Origin of the sequence: Bradyrhizobium sp. Bra78 (assembly GCF_024519855.1) — a bacterium.
GTDB classification, from domain to species: Bacteria; Pseudomonadota; Alphaproteobacteria; order Rhizobiales; family Xanthobacteraceae; genus Bradyrhizobium; species Bradyrhizobium japonicum_G.
Window position 1 is genome coordinate 727,348 of record NZ_JALJRE010000001.1, and the last position, 19,612, is coordinate 746,959.

Genomic DNA, 19,612 nt, shown 5'->3' on the forward strand with positions numbered 1-19,612 from the left:
TGCCCGCGTGAGCTCGACCGTGTCGCCTGTCGGTGTCGACGCAAGCGAAGGGCAGGCTATGCAAGGTCATGGAAGCCAGACTGTAGGCGGAAGAGCTTTGAATAACGTCCTCCGCGCTTGACCAGCTCTTGATGAGAACCATCCTCGACCAAGCGGCCATCTTCAATCGTGATGATCCGGTCGGCCATTCGTAAGGCCGATAGCCGATGCGCAATGATCAGGACAGTACGGCCGTGCACGATTTTGGCCATGTTCTGTTGAACGATGTGCTCACTCTCGTAGTCGAGTGCGCTGGTCGCCTCGTCAAAGATCAGGATCCGGGGATTGGTTACCAGCGCGCGCGCAATCGCAATGCGCTGACGCTGTCCGCCGGACAGGCTGCTCCCGCGTTCGCCGACTATCGTGTCGTATCCGTTCGGTAGTTGTAGAATGAAATTGTGTGCACCGGCCATTGTGGCCGCTTCAACCACACGCTCCGTCGATGTCGCGGGATCCGCGAAGGCAATATTGTCCCTGACCGAACAGTTGAAGAGGACACTGTCCTGGAGAACTACACCGATCTGTCGGCGCAGCCAGGCGGGGTCAACCTGAGTCACGTCGATCCCGTCGACGAGGACCCGGCCTCGCTCCGGGATATACAGCCGCTGCACCAGTTTGGCCAAAGTGCTCTTCCCCGAGCCCGAGGAGCCCACTATTCCAATGACCTGCCTTGCCGGAACGTGCAGCTGCACATCTCGAAGGATTTCAGGCCCATCGATGCGGTAGCGAAAGGCCACCTGTTCGAACGCAATATCACCTCGGATGCTATGCAGCGCCGTTTTTCCAGGGCTGTAAACAGGCTCCGGCTCTGTATTCAGGATGTCGCCGAGGCGCGCGATCGAGAGCCTGGCTTGGTGAAAATCTTGCCAAGTCTGGGCTAATCGGAGGACCGGGCCGCTGATGCGACCGGAGATCAGATTGAAGGCAACCAGCTCGCCAACAGTAAGATCTCCAGCCATGACGAACCGAGCGCCGAAATAGAGGATGGCGACGCCGACCAGCTTGTTGACAAGCTGGACCGATTGGCTGGACACGTTCGCCAGGCTGATGACACGAAAGCTCGCTGCGACGTATCCGGCGAGCTGTTGCTCCCAGCGACGTTGCATCTGAGGCTCGACAGCCATCGCCTTGAGCGTTTCCATCGCGGTGACGCTCTCCACAAGAAAGGCCTGGTTCTCCGCACCCAGCCGAAATTTTTCGTCGAGCCGCCGCTGAAACAGAGGCGTCGCTCCGGCAGAAATTGCGACATAGACCGGAAGCGAAGCGAGGACGATCCAGGTTAGCGTTGGCGAGTAGAAGGCCAGCACTGCAATGAAGACAACCGAGAAGGACAGGTCGATGACCAAGGTCAGAGCAGAACTCGTCAGGAAATTGCGGATATTTTCGAGTTCCCTGACCCTCGCGACAGAGTCACCCACCCGCCGAGCCTGGAAGTAGCCGATCGGCAAGGCCAACAGGTGACGGAATAGCCGAGCGCCTAGTTCGACATCGATTCGGTTGGTGGTGTGAGAGAAGAGGTATGTACGGAGAACTCCGAGGATCGTTTCAAACATCGCGGTCGCTACGAGGCCGATGGCGAGTACGTCCAGCGTACTCATGCTGCGATGCACTAGAACCTTGTCGATAACCACCTGGAAGAAGAGCGGCGATACCAGGGCAAACAGCTGAAGGCAGAACGATGCTGCAAGGACTTCGAGGAGCAATCGCCGGTATTTTCGAATTGCGCCGAGAAACCACGTGATGTCGAAACGCCGTGCAAGATCGGAAAGAGCGGCTCGACGCGTCATCAGAATGACCGCGCCGTCCCAGACGGCTTCGAGTTCTATCCGCGACATCATGACCGGTTGCGGGCGACCCGGCTCAAGCGCGATGACCCGCTCCTCGGTGGCCTTTCCGAAGATAAGAAATCTATCCTCACGAAGGATCGCGAGCGCGGGCATCGGCAGACCGGAAAGCCTAGACCAATTGGTCCTGACGACACGTGCCTTCAACCCAAGCTCCTTGGCAGAGCGGAGAATCTCGGCGACCCTGATAATGGTCCCAAACTGATGACGGATGCGCTCAGGATCTATGGCGAGGCCGTTGAAGCGGAGCATCATAACCAACGCGATCAACCCTTGATCGGGGATTGCGCCAATTGGCTCAAGGTGCTCGGGCATCCTCTCTCCGCATTGCATCGAGCAGTTGCGATCCGGCAGTCACCGGGCAGTTCTCGCCGATCACGAAGTTATGTCGTTTTGACGCCCGAGCGCGTCCTTAGACGCAGCCCGTATCCTCAGAATTGGGCCGCATTCCGACTCGAAGAGGGGCCAGCACCCCATCATCCTAGGCCGCGCACTGGTGGCGAGTTGACGGCCGTCAATATCGGCGCATAGCGGTCGCCTATCATCCTGCTGATGGTTGTAGTTGCGACGAGATCAGCCTGCCCGACCGAACACCATCCTGCAGGCGTTGGTGTCCGCCCCGCAGTGTGGCCTGTTTCGGTCTCCAGAAAAGGACCGCGGCGATGACGGAGCCTTCGTTCGATTTCAGCGAAGAAATCGCTGTTTCGGTGGCGCGCTCAAGGCTGAGTCCGGAGCAGGATGTCCCGTCTTCTAGACGAGAACGGCTTGGCGGATCGGGTCGGAACGCTATGAAAGTGTTGTTTGCGAACAAGTTCTTCTTTCGTAACGGCGGCTCCGAAGTCGTGATGTTCGACGAGATGGAGTTGATGCGCAGGCGGAATGTTGATGTCGTCGAATTCTCCATGAATGACGATCGAAATATTCCATCACGCTTCCAATCGTACTTCGTCTCGCAGAAATCGTATCACGCATCATCCAGACGCGAAAAGCTGAGATCGGCATTATCCTTTATTCATTCATCCGAAGCTGTCTCGCAAATTACGCGCCTCATCCGAGATGAGAAGCCGGACATATTGCACTGTCATAACATCTATCACCAGCTCACTCCCTCGATCGTCACCGCAGCAGCGGAAATGGGGGTTCCCGTCGTTCTCACGCTTCACGACTACAAACCGGTGTGTCCCGTCTATACGCAGCTAAGCAACGGACAGGTGTGTGCGAGATGCGGCGACGGCGCCTTCGAGACGATTCTCGCTCGTCGTTGCGCCGACGGTTCTCTAGGGCGCAGCGCCTTGCTTTGGGCGGAGGCGCGCTATCACGCGCTGCTGGGAAGCTATCATCGCGTCGGAAAATTCATTGCGCCGAGCAAGTTCATGTATGAGGCCATCGTCCGTCGGTTCGGTGCAGATAAGGTGGTTCATATTCCAAACGGGATCGACGCATCGCGTATCGATACCTCTGTCGGCGATGACGGATACGCACTGTATTTCGGGCGCCTGTCGCCTGAAAAAGGCGTTGAGGATCTCCTTAAAGCTCATGCGACCGCCCAAGGCGCCTGGCGGCTGGTAATCGCCGGCACTGGACCGCTTTTCGATGAGCTTCGGCGGAAATACCCCGCGGCGGAGTTTAGAGGGCATCTCATGGGCATCGACCTCGAGCGCACAATCAGGGAGGCGGGTTTGATTGTCGTGCCCTCGGTGTGGCACGAAAACAGTCCTCTCTCGATTCTTGAGGCGATGGCGCATGGCAAGCCAATCGTCGCTTCCCGCATTGGCGGAATTCCCGAGTTGGTCAGAGACGGGACGACAGGTCTGTTGTTTGACCCTGGCGACGTTATTCCACTCTCTGAAAAGGTCAGAACTCTCCTCGTCGACCGCAGTCGTCGCGAGGTGTTCGGTCGCAACGCACGCAAGACCGTCGAGAACGAGTACTCGCTCGAGAAACACGGTGCGGCGTTACTCTCGTTATACGAGGATCTGATTGCATCAGTCGGCTTACACAGGAAAGTTGGATCATAAAATGGACCTTACCGTCATTTCCACGTTCCGCTGCAACTCCAAGTGTCAGATGTGTTACATCTGGCAGAATCCGACCGAGCCGAAGGAAGAGGTGTCGCTGGCTACGTTGTCGAAGCTTCCATCCGGCTTCGACAATTTGAATGTGTCGGGTGGAGAGCCGACGCTTCGCAAAGACCTCGAAGAGATGATCGATCTTCTCTATCCGAAGGCAAGAGTGACGGAAATATCGTCGAACGGGCTGCATCCGGAGCGCCTCGTTCCGATCATCAAGAAACACCCCAACATCAAGGTACGCTTCTCGCTCGAGGGCGATCAGGAGACCAGCGATAGAATTCGCGGGGAGAAGGACGGTTACAGCACCAAGATCGCGGGACTTCGTATGCTGCGCGAAGCCGGCGGCACCGACCTCGGCTTTGCGATGGTCATCCAGGACGAAAACGTCGATCAGCTCGTCAATGTCTATGAGTTCGCTCGCAAGGAAGGATTCGAGCTGGCAACTTCCACGCTTCACAATGCGTGGCAGTTCTACAAGAACGACAATTACTTCTATGATCGGAAGGCAGTCGCGCGGAAGGTTGAAGGGCTTATTTCGGCGATGCTGCGTAGTCCGAAGCCAAAGAACTGGTTTCGGGCCTACCTGAACCTTGGCCTGATCGAGAAGATTCTCGGTCATGATCGGTTGATCCCGTGCAGTGCGGGTAAGGATTTTGCCTTTATCGACCCGTGGTCGGACGTATGGGCTTGCAACGTCCGCTCGGATCTGCCCATGGGAAATCTTGCGCGGGAATCATGGAACGAGATCATGAACAGCGAGGCCGCTCAGCAGACACGGAAAAAGGTCGCGAGCTGTGGGCAGAACTGCTGGATGGTGACGACCGCGCGGACCGCGATGCGGTCCAACTTGGTCCCTCAGCTTCCAAAAGGCGAGCCGTTGTTATGGGTCATCAAGAACAAGCTCAAGGTCTCGATCGGCAAGAGCATATGCTTTGACAGCTATATTGATTATTCCGACGTGCGTCCATCGCCGCATGTCGAGCGAACGTCGTTCTTGAACAAAAATGTCAAGGCCCGGCTGGTCAAGGGCCGCATAACCCCGGACGAGCATTACCCGCTGCGAACATTTATGAACAATTAGATTGGAAGGAAGTCCAGATGAGAAGGCGTGAGATCTACATGTTCGGCTTCCGTGGCTTCCCTCAAATTCAGGGTGGTATCGAGACGCATGCAGAAAATCTCGCACCAAGGTTGGTCGAGCTAGGCAGGGGGGTTACCGTCTGCATGCGATCTCCTTACGTCGCCCCGAATGTCCCCAAAGTCTGGAAGGGGGTGCGGGTACTGCGACTGTGGACTCTAAGTAACAAGTATCTGGAGACTCTGCTCCATTCCGTAGTCTGCGCACTTGTCGCAATGGTGCGGCGACCGGCGTTGGTGCACATTCACGGTATAGGTCCTGCAATTGTAACGCCGTTGCTTCGTGCTGTCGGCCTGCGGGTCGTCGTCACGCATCATGGTGAGGACTACAATAGGGAAAAATGGGGCTGGGCGGCGCGTATGGTCCTGAGGACCGGCGAAGCTGTCGGAATGCGCTATGCTAGCAAGCGCATCGCAGTCAGTCGCAGCATAGGCGAACTCATCACTTCCAAATATGGCAAACCCTGCGAGGTGGTGCCGAATGGCGTGGTGTTCTCGGACTTGCCGCAGCAAAGCGAACAGGTGGTCGGGTTGGGATTGGAGCCGGGACGATACATATTGACGGTCGGCCGGCTTGTTCCTGAGAAGCGGCAGCTCGATCTTTTGCGCGCATTCCTGGCTGCGGCAATGCCGGGATGGAAGCTTGCCATAGTTGGAAAGATCGACCACCAGAATGAGTACGCGGATCAGCTGGTTAGAGAGGCGGCCCGCCACCAGAACGTTGTCATGGCCGGGTTTCAGACCGGCGACGGGCTGCGACAACTCTACGCCCATGCGGCACTGTTTGTTTTGCCGTCGTCGCATGAGGGATTGCCGATCGTTCTGCTTGAAGCGCTTAGCTATGGATTGCCGGTGCTGGTAAGCGATATCGCACCTAACCTGGAGGTGGTGGGCGATCCCGAGCACATTTTCCATGTCGGTGATTGTGAGGAGTTGGGTGCGAAGCTGTTGGTGCTGACAAAGACGCGTCTGAGCGCGTCTGAGCGCGAAATGGTACGTCGCGAAAGCGCCTTGCGGTACGATTGGTCCGATATCGCATCGAGAACGTCGGATATCTATGATGACCTGCTCGGCCGGACACGGCAGCAAGACGATCTATCGCGCGCAAGCTGGGGCGCCAGCGCAAGGTCGCAACAATCGGCATATGGCAGACCAGCCAACCATTGAGGCATTGCCAGTGCTTTCGACGACAAAGTCTGGCAGCATATTGGCGCGCCCCATACGTTGATCGGGTTGAAGCGATGCCGCTCCCGGGCCGGCGGTGCCGAGGATTATGGCTGTTACTCGGAGCTTGATTTCAAGTCGGGCGTCCCCGGTTCTCAGTGCTGAGATCTCAGCTCTTGCGGTCCTCCCGCAACTATGGTCTGGCGATAGCGTCGGCCATGGTCGATGGGCGTGGCGTCCAGAGTCTGTAGCCCGCGACCGAAACCTCGGGGAGCCACGGGCTCTGCGACCGGATCCGATCGGTCGGCCAGCGGCCAGCACAAGCTGGATTTCTCCCATTGCCTAGATAATGGACATAGATTGGGGCTTCCGAAAGCCGTCGAACCCTGAGAGGCTCCGGGTCGGGGATTCGCCGGCCCGATGAAGCTGGTCAGGTGTCGAAGCGCCGGGCGTTGCTGGATTATGTGAGAATGAGCAGGGTGGATGAGCTAACGACCGGTGAGATTGACGAGCAGATTGTTTCGATCATCGAGCTGGCCGGTGAAAATTTAGTGCGCCTGTCCGATCCGTCATTCGAGTTCGTGCCGGAGCGAATGACAGGAGCGATATCGGCCATTCATCAGCGCCTGAAAGCGGAGCTTGCTGCGCTTCTTAAGCTGCGGACCGTATACGGCGATCTGATCGTTTGCCGCATTGTTGCCGGCAGCTATCCCTGGATCCGTGACCAATTGTCGCCGTATCAACATTTGAGACTCGCGTGGCTACAGCTCACGCAGCTGAGCAGCATGTTTGATCACTCCATGACTGAGCTCGATCGCCTTCACGACGAAACGCTAGAGTTGCTTTCTATCGACGTTGAAAGAGCGGTTGCTGATGGCTCTCCTCGAACGAGGGCGGGCGAGCGGAACACGCGGGTAGATCGCTGGTTCGAAGTTGTGCCGCAGCACGAAGCGCCAACGTTCGAGACCATGAGGATTGCAAGCGAGTTGTCGATCGCTGACGCACTCATCGCGGAGTACTGTGACGCTGCGCGGCGCGAGCTATTGGGAGAGATCGACGCGACCGCACAAATCGTGAGTTCCAGCATCGCTGGTTTTTTGTCGGATCATGGGGGCGAGCTGATAGACCTTATTGGTCGTTACAACGACATGGTCGAGAACCTCAGACTCCGGTATCGCCGAACGTGAGACGCAGATTTTGAACTGTCGGGAACACGAAATATCCTTTCATTCTGCAGAACTCGATTCCTGTTTAGATTCCTGGATACCGACTCGCAGCTGACTGGCCGTTACCCTGCCTGCGACGGAAGCGAGCTCGTAGCTCACTCTTTGCCCTTCAATCAACGTCGAAATGCCGGCTTCCTCGACGGCGGACATATGAACGAATATGTCCTTGCCTCCGCCGTCGGGCCTTATGAAGCCGTAACCCTTAAACTTATTGAACCAGACTACGAATCCGTTAGCCAAAGTTCCTCCGGCATCCGCATGATCTAGTCCGACGTAAAGATTGCGAAGCGTAGAAATTCACATCGGGCGTAGAATGACTTCTTTTGCTCAAACCCCGGTTGTTACCCCTTGGTCCGATGAGGGGTGAGTTTCGTTCATTCAGACTAACCGGCGCTGCAAAAATGCTGCGTATGAATCGGAACTCGTGGCCCAATGCTCACATCCCCACAATAGATACGTCAAGTGTTGCTGCGCAAATAAGCAATATGCCGCGTTTATTTGCAGATATGCTTCCTGCCTTGCGTGTGCTGTAGGCGCAAGCGCCTCTCGAAACGTCGATCGACTTAAATGCTGCATCTCGCGATTAGTTGCAAAGACGCAGTGTTAAAGCGATCGCGATCTGAAAGCCTGGTTAAGCCAAGAAAGAGCTACGGCAATATGGAATGTCGCACAACGCACCTCTTTCGCGACAACCGGCCAGGGTCTGGGGCGAAAGCGATCCGCGACGAGGAGGCGATTAGCAGAGCAGGTGCCTGCCTTGGTTTCGTCGGGAAGCGCAAGTTTGACAGGCATTTGTGATATTCTCCGACCGTCCGCGTGAGATGACGTCAGTCGAGTGCCGGAGATTGAAGCCGATTCACCTCGCCAGATCGACAAGTCGGAGTGGAAGCTTTAGCCTGCTAACGATCTTTCTCACAGCTTGTGGTGTTCTTCCAAGGCGTCGTGAAACGGCGTGCAAGCTCTTTCCCTCTAAAATGAGGAACCGTACCTGCTCGATCTCGTGATGACTCCATGGCGGAGCAACCTTTCGCTTGGTGGTCTGCGGGGCCAACACTATAGCGCTCCTTTTCAGGCTGTTACGAAGAGGCAAGGGTCTCGGGGTCAGGGAAGCGGGGTGAGCTGGTAAGTCGTGACAATCGGGCTTGCTTGCTCCGCATCATAGTTCTGGCTGGCTATAGCTTGGATGGCCTCGCGATGCCGATGAAAGGTCGCTCGAATGTCCATTTCATCGGCGCCATCGACCGCTGCGCGATCAATAAGAGCGTCCCAATCAACTTTGCAGATCACTCGTTTGGGACCGTCAAACATCGCGAACAGGATGCCCGAATGTTGGTCAACAACGGTCATCTCTCCGGAAGGGTCATGTCGAAGGGGCATCGCAGCGGATCTCCGTTGTGCAATTCTTCGTTGGAGTTTGCTCCGGGGTTCAGGAGTTTCTTTCGCACTACGCCCTATGCCGGCGAAGACTGCCTTGCACGAGATGGAAGCTAGGGAAATAAAGCAATGTTGAATCTGATCACGGTCAAGTTGTGGGACCGGCCCCGGCATCAAATCGCCTCATGCCAAAGGAGTTCGCTATCGGCTCTCCGCAATAGCTGTCTCTGGTCCGCTGGTCCGAACCCGCGTCGCCCTCGATTGCGCCGCAAAAGGATCATGGATGGTTGAAGCTCGTACTGGTGCGCTCTGCTCAGATTTTATGCTGTCGACGATTGATTGGCGATTAGTGACTTCGCTTCGGGGTAGCAACCATGACCGACCGACCGACTGTCCTCGTCACGGGAGGCGCCGGCTATATTGGCTCGCATGCCTGCCGCGCCCTGGCCGCCGCCGGCTATCAGCCCGTCGTTTATGACAATCTTTCGACGGGTCATCGCAGCTTCGTTGCCGGCCCCCTGGTGACCGGCGACCTTCTCGACGGCGCAGCGCTGGCGCGCGCCTTCGCCGATCACAAGGTCACGGCCGTGATGCACTTCGCGGCGGCGAGCCTTGTCGGCGAATCCATGACCGACCCGCAGAAGTACTACATCAACAATTTGCAGGGCACGCTGTCGCTGCTCCAGGCGATGCGCAACGCCGATTGCCATCGCATCGTGTTCTCCTCGACCGGCGCCGTCTACGGCAACGCCGATTCCAAGGAACTGCCGGAAGACTTCCCCTGTGCGCCGATCAATCCCTATGGCGCGTCGAAATGGATGATCGAGCGGATGCTCGCCGACTACCGCGCGGCCTATGGCTTCGGCGCGTTCTGCCTGCGCTATTTCAACGCCAGCGGTGCCGATCCGGCCGGCGGCATCGGCGAGTTGCGCGACAACGAGACCCACCTCATTCCGCGCGCCATGATGGCTCTCCAGGGCCACGTCGACTTCGCGGTGTTCGGCGATGACTACGACACGCCCGACGGCACCGCGATCCGCGACTACATCCATGTCACCGACCTCGCCGCCGCGCATGTCGCGGCGCTGAAGCTGCTGGAACAGGGACATGCCGGCGGTAGCTTCAATCTCGGCACCGGCTCCGGCTTTTCGGTGCGCGAGATCCTGGGCGCGATCCGGCAGGAGACCGGCCGTGAGGTGCCGCACACCGTCAAGCCGCGCCGCGCCGGCGATCCCACCTATCTGGTCGCCGACGCCTCCGCCGCACGAAAAGTTCTTAACTTCGTGCCGCGCCATTCCGACCTGCCGACTGTGATCCGCACCGCCTGGGCCTGGCACCAGAAGGCGCATCCGCTCACGCGATTATAACGTACGAGCCAGTAGTCCGGCTTGGCGCATCGAGGTCAACCGTGCTGATGGGTTGCGACAAGCCCGGGGCATCGCTGTGCACGGGGATTGCTATGGAGCGGGGAGAACCACCGGTGGATTGCCGGCACGCCCGGTACGGTGGCCGGTCGCATGCAGGAGTGGTTAGAGGCCGGCGCCTGACGGCATCAGGTTGCAGGTCCCCTATCTTCCGAGCGGCTTGGAGGAACTGGTCCACGGGCTACTACCGGAGCGCAATGTAGCGGCTTATTCCGCACGGATTACGACGGTCCGAGCTTGCGCCAAGCGCTAGGCCTCCCCCGCCTGGCGAGTTAAGCGGCGCCTCTTGATCTATCCGTTGTACTCTTCAATTGCAGTCGTTCCCAACATCCTCAGCGCAGCGAGTATCGTGGTCGTGCGACAGATGCCCGATTGCGGCCGGATAAGCCCTAGTTCGCGACCGGTAAGTCATTGATGGTTCTCAACCCGTCGCTATCTCTTAATCAGCGGGTCCCAGGTTCGAGCCCTGGTGCGCCCACCATACAAGATCAAGACCTTAGCGAGAGAAACCGTTTGAGAGCGCCGAACTAAAACGGTTCTTCAAACGGTGTTTTTGGCGGCCGACCGGCGAGTCCCCTCGCGGCATCGTGCTCTACTTTGCTCGCTCAAGCAGAGGCGAAGCCGACTCGAAGGCCGACCGGAAGAACCGCTTCCTCAGTTCTCTATCTGGGTCAGAGCCGCCCGACGTAGCGGGTATTTTTCCACTTTTGTTCTACATCATCAGCGACGCATTGGGGCGGCTGTGCCGCGCTGCTGCTGAAATAGTGCTTGAAGTGGATGTGAACCCTCATGTTGTCCGGCCGATAAGCCGCCATGCAGTCGTAGAGGAGAACCGATCCCGCTTCGAAGGACCATATGGCGCTGTGCAGGATTTTGAATCCCAGGGAGCAGGCAAGTGCTTACCTGCAGTCTCAGCTGTTCGAGGCGGAATGATCGTGTGCCTGCTGGAGGTTGGGCAGGCGAGCTCGCGCCGGGCGAGATATCGTGCCGGACGAAGGCGCCGGCGTGAGCGTCTCTCCCTTCCCACCGACACCTCGGGCAGAATCGAAGAATACGCAGAGGTTTGCTGAAGAACGGGCTGACGCTGCATGACGGAGTACAGATCGTGATCGATGAAGGCGCAAACTCTTCGCGTCCCCGCCGCAGACGACCACAAAGGACGAATTCATCTTCGCGCGGTGGGCAGGAGGTAGTGCCTGAAGCTGACGTCGTCCTTCATGACCGGCCACGAATTCGACAGCCCAAGTGGAAGCACGCGCTGCGCGGTGTTGATGCAAGCATTTTGGGAGGCGCCATCCAGGAGAGTCGCGGAGCCGTCGATCGCCAAAAGGCAGCGCAAAACATCATCCGTGAAGCTGCCGGGATGAGGTACCTCGTAAGGGGAGTGCGACAAGGCGGCATCTTCACGGGCTTCGCCGGGCGCCTCAATATGTCGAGGTGGGCGGGAGTTGGGGCCCAATGTCTATCAAGCAATGCGAATGATGCATTCGAGGCGTTGATGCGCGAACTTGTTGAAGCGGCATATTGCGAGATGGTCAATCTGAAGCCTGCTCCGATTGAGCCGTCGTGGATCATTGAAGGCAATCCGGAAGCTTGTTCGCACCTTGTGTCGACGAGCGCATGTAAGACTGCCTGGACCATGATCTGGTCCTGCACCCAGGGCAAGTTCAACTGGCATTACGATTTCGACGAGACCGTCGTGATTCTCGAAGGATCAATCCTGCTCGAGGTCGATGGGGCGCCGCCGACGCGTTATGGAGTCGGAGACGTGATCGTGTTCCGTACCGGGGCGCGTGCCAAATGGCACGTCGAAGATAGTGTGAAGAAGGTCGCCTTCTGCCGGCTCAACAATCCGTCTCCGCTGGGCCTCGCCATCCGTGCCGTCAACAAGCTCAAGTCTCTGATGCCTAGCCAACCTGCAGCGTCGCGACTTACTTGATGGGATGCAACTTAATAGCCGGACACGAAAGAAGTCGCTCAATGCGAGCATCACTTCTCTCGATCGAATTGGAACGACCCTGGCGCGGGAGTCGATTCCAGTCAGGCCCCGACCCATGCTTTAATCCGGCTTCCCCGGGTCGATGTCGTCATCGATCGCCGCCACATAGTTCACATGCAGAGTGATTGGGACCTTCGATCCGTCCAGAACCACACGCAGGCTTCTCGGATAAAATCCGCCGCCGATGACGCGTCCGGTCTTTCCAGCCAAGCGAGCGCCGGCTTCAGGCTTTACCTGGACCCGTGAGCCCGGAGGAAACCCGAGATTGGTGCAGGCTGATTCCGGCATGGCCTTCTCAGTAGTGAAAGAGACAGTGCTCGACGCCGCGAAGTTCAAAGGAAATGTTCTTAGGCATGGCGGCCGACGTCGCTGTAGGTACCTGTCACGGCTTGACGTAGGTCCAGCCCAGCTCCTGCAATTCCATGACACGCACGACGCCAGATTTCACGATTTCCGCCTGACGAACAATCGGTATGTCCTTATCCTCGGCCTTCTTCATCTTCTCCTGGGTGTTGCCGCAGGCCTTGAACGAGACCTCGGGCGTGCTCAGGGCCATCTCCTCGATGCGTGCCTTTACCGGCGAGGTGTCGCCACGCAGCATGTGCAGGCCGGGCCCGAACGTGACGACCTCGATCTTCACCTTCTCGCCAGCGTCCTTGTAATATTGCGCCACATTGGTTGCGTTGTTAAGCGCGAGATTCATCGCTGCGGGGTCGTTGGTATTCACCTGCAGGATCAAATGATGTTCTCTTTTCTTCGGTGTGGCCGAAGCCTCCATGCGGGCAAACGCGGAGTGCTTCCACGTCGCCGTCGTCGGCTTCGCTACGTGCTGCCTCTCATGGCTCGCCTTATGCGGGACGGGTTGCCCGTCTGCCGGGGTCCAGTATTTTCCGCCCTGCTCCGCGGCCGCAAACGATGCGGAAACCAGAACGGTGATCGCTGCCATCGCGGCCGCTTTGGCAATATGTTGAAGCCTGATCATTATCCGCCTCCATTGAAGAAAATCATATGCACGCCATCAATGATTTGGTGTCGCGATCGCGCGCGGCCATTTGCACGCCGCGGCCATCTTCGCACGCGCCGCGTCCAGCCCGGCGAGGGAGAACGTTCCGTCATGGGCAGCGCCGCCCCGCGGTGAAAGCAGGACAATGAGGTCCCCGCTGTCTGGAAGCGACTGCAGCAAGCGAACGACGTCTCCTGCGAACGCGACGCCGGGACCGAATGCCGGGATGGCTGCCGCGACCTGCACCGCAGGACTATCATTGACGCGATAGGAAATTGCATCGTCACCGTCTCCGCGGGAGATGCCGGGTCCCGCGAGCACTAGCTCCGTCCGGCCGCTGCGACAGCGGATCGATAATTGCATTGAGGGCTCGCCGGTCCCACCGTGCGACGATGTCGTAGCGGTCGCGATCGGTGAGTAGTCTATGGGGGAGGTCGTTTGGCTGACGATCCAGTCGTCTTCCGGCGTCAGGCGATGCTGAGGCGTGACGGTACGCGTCAATTTATTCAGACACGCCAGGCGCTCCGCGTGTTCCTTCTGAAGACAGGAACGGAGCTGCGTCATGGGGTCCTGGGCCAACGCAATGCCGCCTGCACCCCCGAGCGCAACAAGAAGAAGCATCACGGCCCGTGTCATTGCGATGCTTGTGTTGCGCGGGGCTGGCGATTCAGCCACGCCTGCGCCGCAGGGACGCGCGTGAGACCCGGAACCGTTGCGGCGAGGTTGATGGATCTCCACTTTGGATCGAAACCGGGCCCCTGTAATCTGTCGATCCGGGAGAACAGGTGGTCGATGAAGCGCGCGACGCGCTCGGAGCGCTTCGAGTTGGCCGGCCAATTGAAGGCGACCAGAGCGGTCGGCACCGCGATCGTTGAAACCCGTTCGCCCGGTTTGATCAGATTGGGATAGTCAGCCCCATCGAGGGCGGCAGGAAGATAATAGTCCTCGAACTTGCTGTCGTATGTGAGGGGCAGGAACTTGAAACCCGGCTCCCAGCGGCCGCGCACAAAGGCATCCACCGGCTTCGAGGTAATGAAGACGACGGCTGCCATCTCGCCCTTGCGCATCTGTTCGAGCGCGATTTGATGCGGAATGAACGTCTTTTCCACCTCGAGATTGAGCCGGCTGAAGATCAGCGGCCCCGAATAGGCCGCGGCTGTGCCCTGCGTATTGAAGTTGACCTTCTTGCCGGCGAGATCACTCAAGCTCCGAATCTCGGGTCGAACGAAGATGTGCAGCTCGGACGGGAACAGATTCAGGACATACGCAATCCGTCGCTGGATGTCCGGCACCTGGCTCTTGTATTCCTCGAGCGCGTCGGAGTTGATGATGGCCGCATCGATGCCGCGCAAATAGAGCAGGGAATTCAGATTTTCAGTGGCTCCGCGAGTGACGACCGGCAGAACATGCATGTTGTCTCCGTCGTCGACCACACGGGCGATCTCCGCCGCCAGGCGGATCGGGGCGCCCTCAAGCAGGCCTCCAGCCAGGCCGATCGTCCAGGCGTTCATAGAGATCGCCTCAGGCCTTGGCTGCGGCGGCTCGGGCCGCGCCAGACGAACCTTGTGAGGCCGATTATTCTGCGGCCGGGCATCCGCCCAAGGCGGGAGGGCCAGGAGGAATGGTGCAAACGCCGCGAGCAAGATCAGCCGATGCAATCCAGTAAGCCTTTTCATTGCGCAAGGTCCTCTACACATGCCTCATGCGCGTCAGCGCTTTCGGATCTCGATAGCGCGTGGTCGTTTGGAAAAATGGCCGCACGGGACCGCGCTATCGACCCAACGCTTCGAATCGCGCCTTCGCCTCCTCGACTCCTCCGGCTTCGGCCCGCGCATAGAGATCACGCGCCTTGCTCGCGTCGCTGTGGGTTCCATAAGTTCCAAAACTGGGAAGCGTCAGCGGATCGTAGGTTTCCGCGAGCACGAACACTGCCTGCGCACTGCCCATTCGGGCGACGTGCTCCAGCACGATTCGCGCCGCGCCGATGTCGCCCCGTTCAAGCAGCAAGCTTGCGCGCGCGATCAGCCTCGCTACTTGCATCCCTTCGTCAGGATTGACCTGCGCATCGTCTGGGCTGCGCGCCACCATAGCCTGGTCTTGGACTGGCTCATCTTGGGCAGGCCGGTCCTGGAGTGGCCGTGCCGGCGCCTCGCGCGCGGCCTGGCCGGTGGTAGCGAACTGAGACGCAGCGGTGAGACCTTTCGCCACAAGTGCGCCGTTGTCGTCGTGACGCGCCAATGCAAGAGTTCTTTCCAGTCCCTCGGCCCGCTCGCGCTCACGCTGCAACAAGCTGCGCAACTCGGCCGAGTCGCGCTCTCTGGCCTGCTTGATCCACACGACTTCGTCGCTCGCCTTGGACGCCCGCTCGGTCTGCGCGTCGAGCTCGCGGCCTGCTTTAGCAAGATCCCGAGCCAGCTGCTCGACCCGCTCGCGCTCCCGTTGCTGCGATTGCCCCAGCGAGGCGGTATCGCTCGCCTCCGCCTGTTTGAGCTGTGCCGCTTCCTCGCTGGCTTTGGCGGCTTGAGCTTCGTAGGCGTAGACCTTGCTGCGTGCCATCGAGAGATCCTGCGCCAGCGCATCGGCTCTCTCGCGCTCCTTCTGCATCGATCGTCTCTGTTCCGCGGCGCCAGCTTTTTCAGCTTGCGTCAGCCTGGCGACCTCGTCGCTCGCCGCTGCCGCTCGCGCCGTTTGCACATCGATATCGCGTCGCGCGGCTGCGATCACCTGCTCCAGCTGACCGTTCCGATCCCGCTCCTGTTGCAGGGATTGCTGCAACTCCGCCAAGCCACCTTCCGCTGCCTGCTTCAGCTGGGCGGCCTCGTCGCTCGCCTTTGTCGCGAGTGCTGTCTGAGTATCGACGTCTCGATGCGCGACTGCAAGCGCCTGCTCGAGCCGGCCGGCCCGGTCGCGCTGCTGTTGCAGGGATTCCTGTAATTCCACGCGGCCACCTTCCGCCGCCTGCTTCAGCTGGACAACCTCGTCGCTCGTCTTTGCCGCAAGTGCTGTCTGAGCATCGACGTCGCGTCGCGCCGCCGTCAACGCCTGCTCCAGCTGTTCGGCTCGATCGTGCTCGTGTGCGAGACCTTGCAGGAGCTCGATATCGTGTTTCGCATTGCCGAGTTCGCAGGACAGCGCGTCAGGCCCGCGCGGCTCCAGTTCCGGAGACTGCTGCGGCTCTCCTCTTTCGGTTGTTGCCGCTTGCGCGAGCCGCATTGAGTCGCGATGGTCGGAAACACTCGCCTGTCGTGCATCCACGACGTATCGCGCGTGATCGGCGGACGCCTGCGCGTCCGGCATGGACGTGATCACGAGCATAGCCGCCGCCAGCCACAGGGGCGCGAACCATCCCAGCCCGGACAGGTGTCTTGCCGTCTCCGGCGCGAACAGCGTCTCGTCGCAAGCACGGCGCGACGTAGCTGCGACGTCGCAGGTGGTGTTCAAATGAAGAATGGCCGTGCGACCCATTTGCAGTGACCCGTCGCATGATGGTGCGGTTCGTTACAGGTGCATCATTATGCGCGCCGCCTATCCGTGATTCCTATTACTCGCATGGAGGACCCTCGCTTCCCCCTTTCCCTGCTCAGAAGAGGTACCTCCAGGGATGCCCACAAAGGGTCGTTGTGCCTGTGATCTTCAGAGGCCACGATGGGCAGCGTTATCGTACTTGTTGTCCACGTTTGCACCCAGTGACGGATGCGGCGGGATTGCTGCCATCGAAATCGAGAACCATTCACCATGGATGCCAAGGGAAAATCCGAGCCCGTCATTCGACTGCCCAACGTAGCTTTGCGCAGGGCAAAGAAACCCCTGCTGTTGTTCCTGGGGGCCGTCTCCGGGCTCGCGCTTCTGGGGGCCGGAGCGGCCAGGAATTGGGAGGCGGTCGAGGTTGCCTCCGGAGCCCTCGTGCAGAAGGTGTCCGCTGCAATCGGTACACAGCAAGACCAGCCGGGTCAGGCCATGGCTGAATCCGCCGGCGTGCTCGGAGCTCAGGCGCCGGGCGCAGCGCTGATCGAACGGAGCGCCGTCCTTGCCGTCCCCACCATGACTGAGCGCCCGAGAACGGTCGGCATGCCGCTGGACGCGCCGGCGGCTGGCCTTTTCGTCGTCGGCGACCGGCTCAAGCTCGCGTTCTACGAGCGCGTTGACGTCGAGGAAGACAAGTGGGGGCGCTCATCGTCCGCGTCGGCTCTACGCGGCATCCTGCAGCGCCCGGAACTGAGCGGGGAATACGCCGTCGAGGAGGACGGCAAGATTTCTGTGCCCTTGCTCGGCTCCATTCCGGTCGTCGATCGGTCAGCGCAACAGGTGCAAACCGAGCTGCTGGAGCGATTCGATCAGCTGCTGGGCCGCAAAGGAATGATCAACATTCTGTCGGTGGAGCGCTCGCCTATTTACGTGCTGGGACCGGTCAAGAATGCGGGCTCGTTCAAATACGTGCCCGGCATGACGGTCCTTCATGCGATCGCGCTGGCCGGGGGGCTTGATCGGGGTACCAATGAGCCATGGCAAAAGATCGAAGCTGTGCGGGAAATCCAGAGGCGCAGTGCGGCGGTCGATGCCATGCTGAAGTTATTGGCGCGTGCGGCGGTGCTGAAGGCCGAGCGCGAAGGGACCGAACCAAAGATTCCGCTCCGGCTGCTGGAATTGGTCGGCTCGACCGAGGCCGCCAATCTCGTCAATGAGCAGAGCGACCGACGCAAGGCCGTCGCTACGGCCCGCAAGAACCGCGAGCACGCCATCTTGACCGCATTGGATTCGGCCAAGCAGGATGTTGCTGTATACGGGCGCACGGAGGCGCTCGACGAGCTCGTCAAGCTGCGCCAGGATCGCGTCAGCAGCATGCGGACGCTCGTGGACCGCAACGTTCTCAGCATGACGGTACTTAATCAGGTCCAGAGCGAGTTGACCGACGCCGAGCAACGTCGGCGGGATGCCCTCAATCAGTACGGGATGGCCAAGCAGCGCCTCGCTTCCATGGAGGCCGAGGCAATGAAGGTCCAGGCCGATGTCAAGAACGATCTGGAGGTCGAGATCGAGACGATCGAGCGCCAGATTGCGGACAATGAGCGCGAGTTCAACATCAGCGAAGGCGTGCTTAGCACATTGCCGGCGACCCGTGCCCAGTTTGCGAAGGAGGCGAACCGGGTGACCTACGAGGTCGTGCGGCAGACTGCAGCCGGACCGGTCGCCATCGCCTCCGCGGGGATGAGCGTGTTGCTACCTGGTGACCTCGTCAACATCATCACGGGCGAAAGCGAGACAAAAGAGCGGGCCGGCGCGCCGGTCGCGACCTCGCCGGCGGGCGAGAGACTGCCGGCCGGGCGTCCGGCCGATCGTGCCGATACGACCGGTCGCGCTGTCGCGGACAAGAGGGCCGGTCCGAAGTGATGGCGTTCGGGAGATTGAACCGCAAAGGTGATGGGCCTGCTGGCAGCCAAATCGGATCGGAAGCGCCTGTGTCGACGAAGCTGAAGCCCGACTATAGGGCGATCCAGCGGCGCTTGAAGGACACTCGATCGCCCGAGCGCCTGATCGCGCACTACGAACTCGAGCGCCGGCTCGCGGATCGTCTGCGGGCCGCCACCCGCGACGAGCGCTCCCGTCTCTACACCGAAGTCTATTCGGAACTGTTCAACAGCCTGCCGGACCATCCGCAAAAAGCCGCCGTCAGCTCGCGGCCGGACCGGGTTGCGAGACAAGTCAGGCTGCTCAAGCCTCTGATGGAGCGCGGCGGCGTGTATCTGGAGATCGGCGCCGGTGACGCCCTGCTGCCCTACGCGCTGTCCAGCGTCGCCCGTGAGGTGCTCGGCTTGGATGTCACGGATGCTCTTGTGAATTTCCCCGCCGCTCCGGCGAATTTCCGATTCGTGAAGACCGATGGGGTCGACATTCCGCTCGCGGACAACTCCGTCGATCTGGCGAATTCGGATCAGCTCATGGAGCATCTGCATGTCGAGGACGCCAAGGACCAGCTCCGGGAGATCCACCGTGTGCTCAGGCGTGGCGGGCGTTATGTGTGTACGACGCCGAGCATCGTTACGGGGCCGCACGACATTTCTGCGCTCGTCGACGATGTGGCGACGGGCATGCACATGCGCGAATATGACTACCGTTCGCTGCGCGCCCTGATGCTCAGGGCCGGCTTCCGCCGGGTCGAGTTCCCCCTGGTGACCGCCGGATATCGGCTCGCCACGCCACCCTATCGCCTGATGCGCGGCGTCGAATGGGCTCTGCAACGCCTCCCGGCGCGTTTGCGGCGCAATCAATTGGCCGGCGTCCTGATGGGCATCACGGCAATTGCAACCAAATAATCGCGCGAGACTCAGAACA

Annotated in this window: 16 protein-coding genes; 8 read left to right on the forward strand and 8 right to left on the reverse strand. The window is 59.6% G+C overall.

The window, feature by feature from the left end; all coding sequences use genetic code 11:
- Positions 1 to 56 precede the first annotated feature (56 nt).
- On the reverse strand, positions 57 to 2,198 hold the full coding sequence (locus tag OC450_RS03430; RefSeq protein ID WP_256806124.1) for a type I secretion system permease/ATPase: 2,142 nt from the start codon (positions 2,196 to 2,198) through the stop codon (positions 57 to 59).
- Between the two features lie 347 nt (positions 2,199 to 2,545).
- Here OC450_RS03430 and OC450_RS03435 point away from each other — a divergent pair, with 347 nt between their 5' ends.
- From OC450_RS03435 to OC450_RS03450, 4 genes are all read left to right on the forward strand, one after another.
- Positions 2,546 to 3,901, forward strand: coding sequence for a glycosyltransferase family 4 protein (locus OC450_RS03435; RefSeq protein ID WP_211384693.1), 1,356 nt, complete (start codon positions 2,546 to 2,548; stop codon positions 3,899 to 3,901).
- Position 3,902: 1 nt separating this feature from the next.
- Positions 3,903 to 5,036: a radical SAM protein gene (locus OC450_RS03440; protein WP_211384694.1), complete on the forward strand. Its 1,134-nt coding sequence runs from the start codon at positions 3,903 to 3,905 to the stop codon at positions 5,034 to 5,036.
- 17 nt (positions 5,037 to 5,053) lie between these two features.
- Positions 5,054 to 6,259, forward strand: coding sequence for a glycosyltransferase family 4 protein (locus OC450_RS03445; RefSeq protein WP_211384695.1), 1,206 nt, complete (start codon positions 5,054 to 5,056; stop codon positions 6,257 to 6,259).
- A gap of 467 nt (positions 6,260 to 6,726) precedes the next feature.
- A complete protein-coding gene (locus OC450_RS03450) occupies positions 6,727 to 7,443 on the forward strand; it encodes a hypothetical protein (protein ID WP_262047169.1) in 717 nt (238 codons plus the stop codon).
- Between the two features lie 39 nt (positions 7,444 to 7,482).
- Here the strand turns inward: OC450_RS03450 and OC450_RS03455 are convergent, their stop codons facing one another.
- Positions 7,483 to 7,722: a cold-shock protein gene (locus OC450_RS03455; RefSeq protein WP_211384697.1), complete on the reverse strand. Its 240-nt coding sequence runs from the start codon at positions 7,720 to 7,722 to the stop codon at positions 7,483 to 7,485.
- An 861-nt stretch (positions 7,723 to 8,583) separates the two neighbouring features.
- Positions 8,584 to 8,829 (reverse strand): DUF1488 family protein, encoded by a 246-nt coding sequence (locus OC450_RS03460; protein WP_211384698.1) that lies wholly within the window; start codon positions 8,827 to 8,829, stop codon positions 8,584 to 8,586.
- 401 nt (positions 8,830 to 9,230) lie between these two features.
- Between OC450_RS03460 and galE the strand changes: the two genes are divergently transcribed.
- Positions 9,231 to 10,223, forward strand: a complete 993-nt coding sequence (gene galE / locus OC450_RS03465) for a UDP-glucose 4-epimerase GalE (RefSeq protein WP_211384699.1) — start codon at positions 9,231 to 9,233, stop codon at positions 10,221 to 10,223.
- A gap of 1,552 nt (positions 10,224 to 11,775) precedes the next feature.
- Positions 11,776 to 12,219: a cupin domain-containing protein gene (locus OC450_RS03470; protein WP_410050491.1), complete on the forward strand. Its 444-nt coding sequence runs from the start codon at positions 11,776 to 11,778 to the stop codon at positions 12,217 to 12,219.
- Between the two features lie 120 nt (positions 12,220 to 12,339).
- Here the strand turns inward: OC450_RS03470 and OC450_RS03475 are convergent, their stop codons facing one another.
- From OC450_RS03475 to OC450_RS03495, 5 genes are all read right to left on the reverse strand, one after another.
- Positions 12,340 to 12,567, reverse strand: coding sequence for a hypothetical protein (locus tag OC450_RS03475; protein ID WP_256806130.1), 228 nt, complete (start codon positions 12,565 to 12,567; stop codon positions 12,340 to 12,342).
- Between the two features lie 94 nt (positions 12,568 to 12,661).
- Positions 12,662 to 13,261, reverse strand: a complete 600-nt coding sequence (locus OC450_RS03480) for a DsrE family protein (RefSeq protein WP_262047170.1) — start codon at positions 13,259 to 13,261, stop codon at positions 12,662 to 12,664.
- A 36-nt stretch (positions 13,262 to 13,297) separates the two neighbouring features.
- Complete coding sequence (locus tag OC450_RS03485) at positions 13,298 to 13,903, reverse strand: hypothetical protein (RefSeq protein ID WP_262047233.1); 606 nt, start codon at positions 13,901 to 13,903, stop codon at positions 13,298 to 13,300.
- Between the two features lie 11 nt (positions 13,904 to 13,914).
- Positions 13,915 to 14,958 (reverse strand): TAXI family TRAP transporter solute-binding subunit, encoded by a 1,044-nt coding sequence (locus tag OC450_RS03490; protein WP_262047171.1) that lies wholly within the window; start codon positions 14,956 to 14,958, stop codon positions 13,915 to 13,917.
- A gap of 94 nt (positions 14,959 to 15,052) precedes the next feature.
- Positions 15,053 to 16,747, reverse strand: a complete 1,695-nt coding sequence (locus OC450_RS03495) for a hypothetical protein (RefSeq protein ID WP_262047172.1) — start codon at positions 16,745 to 16,747, stop codon at positions 15,053 to 15,055.
- A gap of 270 nt (positions 16,748 to 17,017) precedes the next feature.
- Between OC450_RS03495 and OC450_RS03500 the strand changes: the two genes are divergently transcribed.
- Both OC450_RS03500 and OC450_RS03505 read left to right on the forward strand, forming a co-directional pair.
- Positions 17,018 to 18,670 carry a polysaccharide biosynthesis/export family protein gene (locus tag OC450_RS03500; RefSeq protein WP_262047173.1) on the forward strand — a complete coding sequence of 551 codons (1,653 nt, stop codon included), beginning with the start codon at positions 17,018 to 17,020 and terminating at the stop codon, positions 18,668 to 18,670.
- 68 nt (positions 18,671 to 18,738) lie between these two features.
- Complete coding sequence (locus OC450_RS03505) at positions 18,739 to 19,593, forward strand: class I SAM-dependent methyltransferase (protein WP_262047174.1); 855 nt, start codon at positions 18,739 to 18,741, stop codon at positions 19,591 to 19,593.
- The last annotated feature ends 19 nt before the right edge of the window (positions 19,594 to 19,612 follow it).